Consider the following 11,939-nt stretch of genomic DNA (forward strand, 5'->3'; position numbering starts at 1 on the left):
TTACGCTCCTTCTTGCCACGATGTAGCGTCATTATGGGCTTGCGTCATGCGGTAATAGAGCCCGTGCTCTTTGATCAGTTCATCATGGGTACCTTGCTCTTTGAGTTCTCCGCCATCAATGACAAAAATACGGTCTGCTTCGCGGACGGTTTCCAGCCGGTGAGCAATAACCAGTGTGGTCTTTCCGCGGCATAATTCACTCAAGGCTTTCTGTATTGCCTGCTCGTTATCGGCATCGATACTCGCAGTCGCTTCATCTAAGATGATAAGCGGCGCGTCTTTGAGAATACTTCGTGCAATCGAAATACGCTGGGCTTCTCCGCCCGAAAGAGAGGCGCCGCCTTCACCGATAACGGTATCGAATCCGTACGGAAGCCGCATGATAAAATCATAACACTGCGCTTTTTTTGCCGCTTCGATAATAGCCGCCCTGTCCGCATGAGGACGCCCCATCGCGATGTTATTTGCAATCGTGTCCTCAAACAGATAGACCCGCTGAAACACCATGCTGATATGATCCATTAACACCGGCAGCGGAAGCTCTTTGATGTTTTTTCCTCGTAAGAGGATTTCGCCCTTCGATATATCCCAGAACCGCGCCAGTATATTCATAATCGTGCTTTTTCCGCCGCCGGACTGCCCGACAAAGGCCGCCATCTGCCCTTGGTCGATGCTGAACGACAGGTTATGCAGCACTTCTTTATCCCCGTAGTCAAACGACACGTTTTTGAATGTTATTTCCGCATCGGCTGTTTGCGGCAAAGACTCGGTTCCCGTATCCTCAAGCTCCCGTTCGTTAAATACTTCGTTCACACGATTCAGCGCAGCTTGCATGATCGCCAGTATACCGGTTTTTTGATAGAGCTGTTTGAGCGGCGTAAAAAGATTGAAGGCAAACAGCATACAGCCGACAAATACGGTGCTTGACAGGGCTCCGTGTTGAAACAACCGAATATTGAGAGCAAGTATTGCGGTCATACCGAGACTGTAAATAATCAGCAGTGTCCGCTCCTTGGGGGAATATTCTTCTTCAAAAGACAAGCTCGCTTCTTTCATGCGCTCAAAGCTGGCTCTGATATCTTCCGCACCCGCTCCGGTGAGGTTATAGCTTTTAATTACACCGAGCCCTTCCGTGTATTCCAACACGGCGCCGGTCAATGCTTCAATGCTTTTTTGGCGCAGCTTTGAATTACGGGCGGAAAGCCGGATCATCGGCTGCGCGAAAAGAATTGCCGTAAGCTCCGTCGCAATGGCAACAGCTCCGAACAGCGGATGCAGCGCAAACAGGAACCCTGTCAAAATGATCTGCGCCGCGATGCTGCTTGTAACCTCCGAAACAGCCGCCATCGCCTGCTCCTCGATAAAGACCATATCGGCAGACAGCACCGAACTGATTTTTCCGATATTCCCCGCAGTGAAGTATCCCATCGGCAGCCGGCGCAGATGCCGCCCAAGCTCAAGCCGCTTTTCTGCAAAGACCTTATATCCCTCTCCCGCTTGCAGCCGGTCTGCGATATTTTGACAGATTGCCTGAATAGCCAGCAAAAGCAGCATGACCGCTGCCGCATAGATTGCCGTTTTAATGTCGGCTTCACCTTTGATAAGCATGTCGATAAGTTTTACGGCAACCATCAGCGGCGCATTTGCTGCAACCGCTTTTAAAAAAGTAAACAGATATGCCAATCGGATTTTCCGAGCGTACGTGCCGGTAAATACGAGTAACTGATGAACCATCGCAATCATAGAGAGCTTCCTAAAATTCGACAGCCGAACAAAATATCAATTTTTGAGGCGGGCGAATTAGTGCGCGAAAAGCGCACATGTTGATAATCGAGTTTGCGCTGCAAACTCGCAGTGTTTTTAAGCCGCGCTATTTCAGCGGCTTAAAATAAACATTCCTTTTTCGGCTCCGCATCGGTGCCCCAACATTTTATAATTTTATAACACAAAGCTCGGACAATTACTATTGGCACCTCTAAAAACTCGGTTAGATTTTTAGAGGTGCCCGTCGAGTTTTTAATAAGTCTATAAATATAAATGACTTATTAAAAACATCGCAAATTAAATCTAAAGAAAACCTCTAAAAGCTGAAGTTTTTAGAGGTTCTCTATTCTTTCAGTATATCCATCAAGCCGGTATTTATAAACAGATTGTCTTTTCCAACCTTTATACAGGTAAGAATACCGATAGCTTCCAGTTGATGTAGGTAACGGGAAGCAGCTTTCCGTTCTACCCCCAGCGCTTTTACAATAAATTCAGTTTTGCAATAGGGATTTTCAAAAAGGGTTTCTACCAGTTCTTTTGAATAAATTTTCGGAGCTTCCGATTTTACTTTTTCGATTGTGTTATCTAACAGTTCCTTTATCGCTTTTACCTTTTGAATTGTTTCTGCGGCTGTCTCTTCTATTCCTTTAAGAATAAAAATAATCCATTTTTCCCACGCTTCTTCCGTACGGACTTTTTGCAAAAGTTCGTAATATTGTTCTTTATTTTTGATGATATATGAACTTAAATAGAGAATTGGGAGATCAAGATGATGTTTTAAAATCAAATAAAGGATATTTACAATTCTTCCGGTTCTTCCATTCCCATCATAAAAAGGATGGATGCTTTCAAACTGATGGTGAAGTATTGCAAGTTTTGTCAGAGAATCATCATCGTTGTTTAAATACTCAGTAAAGTTTTTTAAGAGTCCGTCAATTTCTTCTTTTGTCTGCGGCGGAATATAGACAACTTCATTCGTACGGTCATTCATCAGCTTTGTGCCGGGTACAGTTCTGATTCCCGCATTATTTTGAACAAGCTGTTTTTGAATGTTTATGATATCATTTATAGAAATAAAATGATGTTTTTTTAGTTCTGCAAAACCTGCGTATAAGGCCTCTCTGTAGAACATAACCTCTTTTGTAGCAGAATCAACTTTTTTTACCGTTTCGGAAAGAGCTTTATAGAGCTCATCTTTTGTGGTAATGATATTTTCAATCTCTGAACTGTCTTGAGATTCTTGTAGCACAACGGCATTAATAAGAATAAACTGATTAGGAATCACCTGTGCAATACCTTTAAGCTCGGCAAGCGCTTTAGACGCTTTGCTTTCTGCTTTGAGGATAGTAATTGTTTCGGTCTTTTTAGGATCAACCGGCAATTTTTGCAATTCCGACATGTCCCAATTATAGTCTTTTTTGGGACATGTGATCAAGATGTGTACCAAATATTAAAAAAATGGTACATATCAATTCGTTCTTGCGCCGTTTTCACGGTAGCCGGGGATGTCTCAAAAGTTGGTTAGTTTTTGGACAGTCCCTAGGGTTACTCCCCTCTTACTTCCCCCGTACCGTCCAGTCTGCGGTTTCTTCCGAGATACGCCAGAGGTTTTGGTATTCCGGGCTGGTTTTAATAAGCTCCGCATGACAGCCGGAAGCGGCGATACGTCCATCTTTGAGCACGATAATGCGGTTGGCGCTCATAATGGACTTCATTTTATGAGCGATGACGATAACGGTTTTATCCCGCACGATTTCGGATATTGCCTGATTCATCTTTTGCTCGTTTTCAGGATCGATAAAGGCGGTTGCCTCATCCAAAATAACAATCGGAGCATCTTTAAGTATTGCCCGTGCAAAGGCAATCCGCTGCCGCTGCCCGCCTGAAAGTTTACTGCCTGCTTCCCCTGCAAGCGTTGCATACCCGTCCGGCAGTTCGCGGATAAACTCATCCGCCTGCGCTTTTTTTGCTGCGGCAATAATCTCCTCATCGGTTGCGCCTTTTTTGCCGATTCGGATATTGTCCGCAATGCTCTTGTTAAAAAGAAACACATCCTGAGAAACGTAGGCAATCTGTTCGTTGAGCGCTTCTAAGCTCATTTCACGGATATTCTGTCCGCCGATTAGCACCCCGCCGCCCGAAACATCGTAATAATGCACTAAGAGCTTTGCCGCCGTGCTTTTTCCGCTGCCGCTTGCTCCGACTAAAGCAGTCATCTGCCGCTCTTGCGCCGTAAAGGAAACATCTTTCAGAACTTCCAAATCCTTGTATGCAAACCGGACATTGCGGAATTCGATACTGTGCCCCGTGCCGGAAAACGGCGCCGTTCCCGTTTTCAGTTCGGGGTAATCAAATGCTTTTTCCAACGCCTGAATTTTATAACTTGCTTGCGGTACGGCGCCGATAAAACTCATGCAGCGGAGCAGGAGCGGCGCAATTCCGAAAGAAAGACAAATTGTCAAAATGTAGCGGGCAAGGGTCAGTTGACCGAGCAAGATAAGCAGTGTGCCGAAAGGCAGGCTGTATAGTAAAATGTTTGAAAATAAACTGCCGTATAGAGCCATCCACGGGAATGAAACCTTGTACCATGACAGCGCAAAGTCGCGGTACGCAGTAACGGAAGAAGCAAATCGTTCGCCGAATTCATCCTGCCGGTTAAACACGCGAACAACCTCCATACCGTTTACATATTCGATAATGGTATTGTTCAGCCGCTTTGCTGCGGCAAAGTAACTGCCCATCTGCTCGACACCGACACGGTACATCTGTCCCGAAACACTGATGCCCAGCGCAATGACAACACAGGTAAGCAGTGCAAGCTGCCAGTCTATAACGAGGATGGTTACAAGCGCAAACACGGCAACGGTGAGATTGGCAATCCCTTCGGGGATCATGTGCGCCAAAAGGAGTTCTATCGATTCAATGTCATCGGTAAACAGCTTTTTGATAGCTCCGCTGCCCATCTCCCTCACTTTTCCGAGCGGCTTGCGCTCCAAGTTTTCCTGCAAAAAGCGGCGTATGTTTTCCAGCGTGTTGTAAGCCGCACGGTGCGAAAGCTGAAAGCCGTACATATAAAAAACAGCGTATACGATTTCCGCAAGCAGGATACCTGCAAGCATTTTCCCGCTTCCGGCTAAGGTCGGAACCGAACCGTTTAAGACCTGCTCAAGGATGGTGTATACCAAAAGATACGGGATAATACTCGCCGCTGCTCCGAGTGTCATACAGAGCGCCGCTTGATATATCGTGCGGCGGTGCGCCCCTGCGTACTGCAAAATCTTGGAGATCGAACTTTGCTTGTCCCGTTTCCGGCTCGTGTTTTCATCGCTTTCCTGCAAGAAATAGGAAGAAACCCGTTCGATGCCTGCTTTATTCAACGGATAGAAAGCTAAGACCCTGCCGTTTTCGATATGGAGAATGTGCGTGCAGCAGCTCATAATCAATTCGGGGTCGTGCGTAATAACGAGCGAAAGGGCGGCGCTTGTCTGCAGATCGCGTAAAAGAGAGCCGAAGCGTTCCATACCGCGGCGGTCAAGTCCGCTGGTCGGTTCATCAAAAATCAGCAAATCTTTTTTTGCACAGAGTGCGGAAGCAATTGCCGTCCGCTGTTTTTGACCACCCGATAATGAGGCCGGGTGCCGGTCTTTCAGTTCAAGGATACCGAGCCGCGCCAATACGGCTTCGGCATCAGCTGCGGAAGCGCCGGTGTTCATCATCACTTCTTCCAGCACACTGTCGGCGAAGAGTTGCCGGTTGACATCCTGCATCACCATAAAACTGCGTTTGCTGCGCTCCTCCGCCGTCAAATACGCGCCGCCGACTGCGATGCTCCCGTTTGAAGGAATCAACCCCGCGAGCGCTTGCGCAAAAGTGCTTTTGCCCGATCCGTTATCACCGATGAGCGCCACAATCGAATGTTCGGGCAGCGCGAGCCGCTCTATATCGAGCACACGGGTAGAGCCGTAGCCGCAAGTTACATCGAGCGCTTCAAGCGCGGGCTTTGACACGGGTTGGGTTTCGGGCGGTGTACTGCCTTTGACCGACGTTTCTCGTGCCGCATCCTCTTTCCGTGCAAGCACGGCGAGGGACTGCATATTCGTGAGGCGCAAGCCCAGCGCGGTTAAATCGGATTCGCTGAGCGCTTTCATTTCGTCCCGTGTAAAAATACGCTCGATCTTTCCGCTGCGCATATAGATAAAGCGGTCTGCTACATCCATCAGGTAATAGAGCCGATGCTCTGCAATAACAACGGTCTTTCCCGCTGCTTTGATTTTTACCAGCATCCGGTGCAGCCGCTGAATTGCCCGTTTATCCAAATTAGAGGACGGCTCATCCAGCACAAAGACTTGAGGGTCTGCGGTATAGCAGGAGGCGCAGGCAATTTGCTGCTTTTCTCCTCCCGACAGTTCAAAAATATCCCCGTCCATCAAATTATCGAGCTGCAAATCGCGTTTTGTTTTTTCGAGGCGCTGTTGAATCTGCTCCCTTGGGATGCCGAGATTTTCGCAGCCGAATACAAGCTCGCCGGTGGTGTCAAGGTTAAAGAATTGGCTCTTTGGATTTTGAAAAACGCTTCCGGTGAGCGCTGCAATATCGGATAAGTTTTCCGTGTTTACGCACACATCGCCGATCATCACGGAACCGCTCATTTCACCTTCATAAAAATGAGGAGCAAGCCCGTTTATCAGCCGTGTAACGGTGGTCTTGCCGCAGCCCGACTCGCCGCATAATACGACAAATTCGCCGTCTTTTATGGTAAGGTCTATTTCGGATACGCCGTCTCCGGTACCGTGTTCCCCGCTGTAGGAAAAAGAGACGTTTTTAAAATTGATCACACTATTACTCTCCGATAGTATTAGAGATTTTGTATACTATAACTATAATACGGATAGACAAAGATGTATATGTGTAATGAGGAAGATTTGATTTCAGTAAACATAGTCTTGAGATTGTAGGCGATCGACGGCAAACAGATGGCTTTGCAGAACGGCTACGAGCGCACGAATCTGCGGGATTTTACGGTCTATTTTTTTGAAAAAATATGATAAACTATTTGCAGTCTGAATAATGCAGGAGATAGGGAATGTCCGTTACAGCATCTAAACTTGCACAAATGATGAAAACACTCACAGAAGAAGATTATAGCGCCGTGATAAAATATGTTGAATTTCTTATCAGCTCTCGTAAACAAACTACAAAAGCGACTATTCAGCAAATACAGGAAATGTTTACTGATAATAAAGGATGGAATTCTGAAGAAGAAATGCTATCGGATATGGCGGCTTTCCGCCGTTCGCGGTTAGTATAAATGCGAATCTTTTTAGACACGAATGTCCTTATTTCCGCAGGTTAAGCGATGCTCTTTTTCATAATGCGGATATTATTCTAACCGGCGATAAGGATTTTCTTGAATCTGATGTAGAAAAACCTTTAATATTTTCTCCTACAATGCTATATGATTATTTAACAAATGAGGGATAATGACCTCTTTACGGTCTCCGGCTCAATTTTATACTGCATCATCAGAGGCAGCGTTTTCCCTTCTCAACTGAATTCTCGGATTACCATACAGAGCAACCGCATTATAAATATTTTTAGCGGTTGCTTCCTTCTGTGCGAAATTTTAAATCAACAACCCCGACGCAAGCGTCGGGGTTGTTGATTTAAAATTTCGCACATTTTTCCGAGAAAAAGGTAAACGCATCAGGTAGAATAGAGAAAAATCGCAAAAAAATTGAGACTGTGAGACCATTTGAACCATCTTCAACTGTTGTACATCCGTGTACCTCTCAACCGATGTACGTCCATGTACATCGGTTGAGGACAAGTTTTGTTCCAAAACTTGTTTCTGACCTATCCCACGCCCATCCTTGGGCGCATTGAAGGCGAGTTTTGTGCGTACACAAAACATCGCTGTACTGACAGGAAGTCAGTGGTTCCAAACAGTATCGAGTTTTTCATCAGAAAAACTCGAAGCTAAAAAATGTACAGGGATGTACATTTTTTAGCGATGCCATCCTTGGCAGTTCTGGTCGAATAGTATCAATTTTTTTCGCGGGGATGTTAAAAAAATAGCCTGATGCGTTTACCCTGGATTACCTTATCGTTTTCCATTGACACATCCTCTTCTTTGTCATACAATGCTAACAAAGTTATCAAGAACAAGAGAGATGCTCTAAAAGCTTAAAGTTAGTTTTTGAGGGCGACTACTACGGATATGGCAAGCGGAACATACGAAGCAACCCACACAAGGATTTTAGAAAGCGGCAAAAAGATGTTTTTGCGGAATGGTTATGAACGTACAAACCTGCGGGATTTGTGTGGTGAGGCGGGCGTAACGACCGGTGCGTTTTACCGCCATTTTAAGGACAAAGAAGCCCTCTTTTCGGCTTTGGTGGAACCTGCCGTCAATAGTATCCAAGATAAATATGAAACGGCTGCGGATGAGTGCTTTCATTGCCTGAGTATGGGAAACACGGAAGACATTTGGGCAATTTCGGCAGAGACGATAGAAGCATTTGTCTGCATCATTTACGCGCATTTTGATGAGTTCAAACTCCTTTTGTGCTGCGCGGATGGAACACCGTATATCGATTTTACCGATCGGCTTGTCGAACGGGAACTACAAGACACACACCGTATGTACGAATTTTTGGATAAAAAGCATATTAAATACAGCCGGATTGATGGAAAAAAACTGCACATGCTTATCCATTCTTACTTTTCTTGTATTTTTGAAACGGTTTTGCATGATTACACGCAGGATGAAGCGCTTGAAGTTGTGCATACCCTTGCCGAATTTTTTTCTGCCGGCTGGCGGAAGGTTTTGCGAGTGTAATATATTTTTTTTGAAGAAAAGATAACAAAGTGTGCTATCAATGTTATCACAAGAGGTGCTCTAAAAAATACAGATTTTAGAGGGCTTAATTTTATGGAGGTTTGCGTATGCAAAGCAGTAAGTTGTCGGCGAAGGATCTGATAAATGTCGGAATCTATACGGCGATGTATTTGGTTATTTTTTTTGTGATCGGGATGATCAACGCGATTCCGGTGCTGTATCCGTTTTTGTATGTGATTGTGCCGATTGCGACGGGGATCCCGTTTATGCTGTTTTTGACAAAGGCGGATAAGTTCGGCATGGTCTTTATTATGAGTGTTATTTTAGGCCTATTTTGGTATCTGATGGGATACACGTATCTTCCGATTATCGGCTATTGTGTGATGGGCGCACTTGCCGATCTAGTGCTGAAGGCGGGTAAATACAAGAGTTTTAAGGCGAGTGTGCTTGGCTACTGGCTTTTTTCTTGCGCGATGATAAGCTGTCAGGCACCGATGTGGCTTTTTGCTGCAACGTATATGGAAAAGGTGCGCAGTTCAATGGGGGATCAATATGTTGAAGGGGTGCAAAAGTTTATGCCGCCGTGGATGGGATTTGCAGCAATCGGTATTCTGTTTGTCTCTTCACTGCTCGGTGCGCTGCTTGGAAGGCGGATGTTGAAAAAGCATTTTGAAAGAGCCGGTATTGTATAGGTGCGTATAGATGCCGCCGGTGCTGCATGGTGTTAGATAAGGGTTATATAAAGGATTGTATAATGGAAGATTTTGAGCCGTATAGACCGCCGCGGGCGAAGGGGGTGCACATCGATCCCCGCACCAAGGTGCTGTTTATGTTTTTTCTTGCAACGCTGATATTCTTTGTGGAAGAGCAGAGTATGCTGAATATGGTGATTGTGCTTATTCCCATTAGCCTGCTTTTTCTGAACCGCCAATACCGGCCGGCGCTAATTTACGGTGGGCTTTTTGCGCTGGCGGCTGCGGTCAAGCTGTCGAACACGACAGGGAGTTTTCCGTACCTTGCGGCGATGCTGTGGGGGCTTTTAAGCGAGCTGATTTTCCGGTTTTTTCCGGTGTTTATGTTCGGCTACTATATTATCGAATCGACAAAACCGAATGAGTTTATCGCAGCGATGAGTCGGTGGCATGTGCCTGATGCGCTGATTATTCCCATATCCGTTGTCTTCCGGTTTATTCCTACGTTGGGAGAAGAAAACCGTTCAATCGGCAGCGCGATGCGGATGCGGGAGATCGGGTTCGGTACGCCGCGATTTTGGCGGAATCCTGCGATGATGCTGGAGTACCGGCTGATTCCGCTGATGATGTCGATTGCCAAAATCGGTGAAGAGTTATCGGCGGCTGCGTTAACGCGGGGCTTAGGGGGATTGAAAAAGCGGACATGCCTTGTTGAGCTGCACTTTGGCATATACGATGCGGGCATTGCCGTCATCGCTGCTGCGCTGCTTGTCTGTACAGTGTTACGCATCGGGGGATGATTGGGGAACGACACGGATTAGACAATGATATGGAAAATGATGCAGATGAGAGGATGATAAGATGATTGAGTTAAAAAACGTAACCTTTACCTATCATAACGCGGAGCGGAGCGCGGGGGTGTACGGTATCGACTTACAAATCCCGGCGGGACAGGTGGTGTTATTGTGCGGACTGTCGGGCTGCGGTAAGACGACGATTACCCGCCTGATTAACGGGCTTGCTCCGGCGTATTATGCGGGGGCGCTGGAAGGACAGGTACTTATCGATGGAAGAGATTCGGCATCCGTAACGCTGTATGAGCTTTCGCAAAAAGTCGGGTCGGTGTTTCAAAATCCGCGCTCTCAGTTTTTCAGTTTGGATTCCACGAGTGAAATCGCTTTCGGCTGCGAAAATACCGGCGTTCCGCGGGAAGAAATGTACCGCCGCATCGGGCAGGTAAGCAGAGACCTTGATATGGATAACCTTTTGGATAGAAACCTGTTTGCGCTTTCAGGCGGAGAAAAGCAAAAAATAGCGTGTGCTTCTGCGGCGGCAATGCAGCCTGCCATATTCGTCTTGGATGAGCCTTCTTCCAACCTTGATCTCCGCTCCATTGCCAATTTGAAGGCGGTGATACGGAAATGGAAGGAGCAGGGAAAGACGGTCGTTATCGCTGAGCACCGCCTGTACTATCTGATGGAGGTGGCTGACCGCGCTATCTATATGGAAAACGGGCGGATTGTCCAGGATTTTCCGATAGCGGAATTTCTGAAGGTGGACACGGAAGCGCTGCATCGGAAAGGTTTGCGTTCGCAAAAAGCGATGGAATACACTCCTAGATGTATCCGTGCATGTCAAACCGGAGGAATTCTTGAAGGAACCTTTGAAGGTTCCTCCGAAGAGGCATTCGTATATGCTCCCACCGAAAAGTCTCCGGCATTTGACTGTGCCTCTGTCGAAAGGTCTCCAGCACCCGAATGTGCTTCCGCCGAAGAGCCGCCGGTATTCGAGCGGTATGTTACGTTTTCCGGTCTTGCGTTCTCTTACGGAAAAAAGCGCGTTCTCGATATACCGGAGCTGAAGGTTCCTTCCGGTGCGGTTACGGGTGTGCTTGGGTTTAACGGCGCAGGAAAATCGACTTTGGCGCGGGTTATCTGCGGGCTTGAAAAACAGGCGAAAGGGGTGTTGAACGATAACGGAAAATCCTACACGGCAAAGGCGCGGCTGAAAAAGTCCTATATGGTGATGCAGGATGTTAACCATCAACTTTTTACGGAAAGCGTTATCGAAGAAGTCTTATTGAGTATGGATGTAAGTGATGTAAGCGGCGAAGCTGCACGTCAAAAAGCGCTTGATATTTTGGAAGCGATGAATCTTTCGGAATTTAAGGAAGTGCATCCGATGGCGTTATCGGGCGGACAAAAGCAGCGTCTTGCCGTCGCAAGCGCGATAGCTGCCGATAAGGAGTTCCTTATTTTTGACGAGCCGACCAGCGGCCTTGACTACGCGCACATGCTGGATGTTGCGGAAAATATCACACGCCTCGCCCGTGCAGGCAAAACCGTGTTCATTATCAGCCACGATCCGGAGCTGATCGCTGCATGCTGTAATTATCTCATTTTTATGGATGGCGGAAAGTTAGTATGGAGTGGCGGCTGGTCACAAGCGATTATGGAGAAGGTACAGGCGTTTTTTGAGGGGAGGTAGCTGGGAGAGTGAGCGGCAAGCTTAGCTTAAAACGCTGCTCATTAAACGGTATTTGCTGTTTATAGCCTTTAAGTCGATTCCGGTACATTCTATCGAAAGCAGGAACACGGAAATCAACGTAATCATAAATCAGTACTTCTTCTTTTCCTGCAAAATTT

Annotated in this window: 8 protein-coding genes; 5 read left to right on the top strand and 3 right to left on the bottom strand. The window is 46.6% G+C overall.

Annotated elements, in window-relative coordinates; translation table 11 throughout:
* The 3 genes from ABH09_RS07125 to ABH09_RS07135 form a co-directional block, all read right to left on the bottom strand.
* A complete protein-coding gene (locus tag ABH09_RS07125) occupies positions 1–1,743 on the bottom strand; it encodes an ABC transporter ATP-binding protein (protein WP_253713880.1) in 1,743 nt (580 codons plus the stop codon).
* 364 nt (positions 1,744–2,107) lie between these two features.
* A complete protein-coding gene (locus ABH09_RS07130) occupies positions 2,108–3,163 on the bottom strand; it encodes a Fic family protein (protein WP_253713881.1) in 1,056 nt (351 codons plus the stop codon).
* 157 nt (positions 3,164–3,320) lie between these two features.
* A complete protein-coding gene (locus ABH09_RS07135) occupies positions 3,321–6,599 on the bottom strand; it encodes an energy-coupling factor transporter ATPase (protein WP_253713882.1) in 3,279 nt (1,092 codons plus the stop codon).
* A 248-nt stretch (positions 6,600–6,847) separates the two neighbouring features.
* Between ABH09_RS07135 and ABH09_RS07140 the strand changes: the two genes are divergently transcribed.
* The 5 genes from ABH09_RS07140 to ABH09_RS07160 all read left to right on the top strand — a co-directional run bounded on the left by ABH09_RS07140 (position 6,848) and on the right by ABH09_RS07160 (position 11,781).
* A complete protein-coding gene (locus ABH09_RS07140; protein WP_212566377.1) occupies positions 6,848–7,072 on the top strand; it encodes a hypothetical protein in 225 nt (74 codons plus the stop codon).
* A 909-nt stretch (positions 7,073–7,981) separates the two neighbouring features.
* The gene (locus tag ABH09_RS07145; protein ID WP_253713883.1) at positions 7,982–8,602 is read left to right on the top strand and encodes a TetR/AcrR family transcriptional regulator; all 621 of its coding nucleotides are present in this window, start codon (positions 7,982–7,984) and stop codon (positions 8,600–8,602) included.
* 107 nt (positions 8,603–8,709) lie between these two features.
* A complete protein-coding gene (locus ABH09_RS07150) occupies positions 8,710–9,294 on the top strand; it encodes an MptD family putative ECF transporter S component (RefSeq protein WP_253713884.1) in 585 nt (194 codons plus the stop codon).
* Positions 9,295–9,356: 62 nt separating this feature from the next.
* Entirely contained in the window at positions 9,357–10,094 is a 738-nt protein-coding gene (locus tag ABH09_RS07155; protein WP_253713885.1) for an energy-coupling factor transporter transmembrane component T, read from the top strand.
* 61 nt (positions 10,095–10,155) lie between these two features.
* Positions 10,156–11,781, top strand: coding sequence for an ABC transporter ATP-binding protein (locus tag ABH09_RS07160; protein ID WP_253713886.1), 1,626 nt, complete (start codon positions 10,156–10,158; stop codon positions 11,779–11,781).
* Positions 11,782–11,939: the final 158 nt, after the last annotated feature.

It is taken from the genome of Treponema sp. OMZ 803, from assembly GCF_024181165.1.
GTDB lineage: Bacteria > Spirochaetota > Spirochaetia > Treponematales > Treponemataceae > Treponema.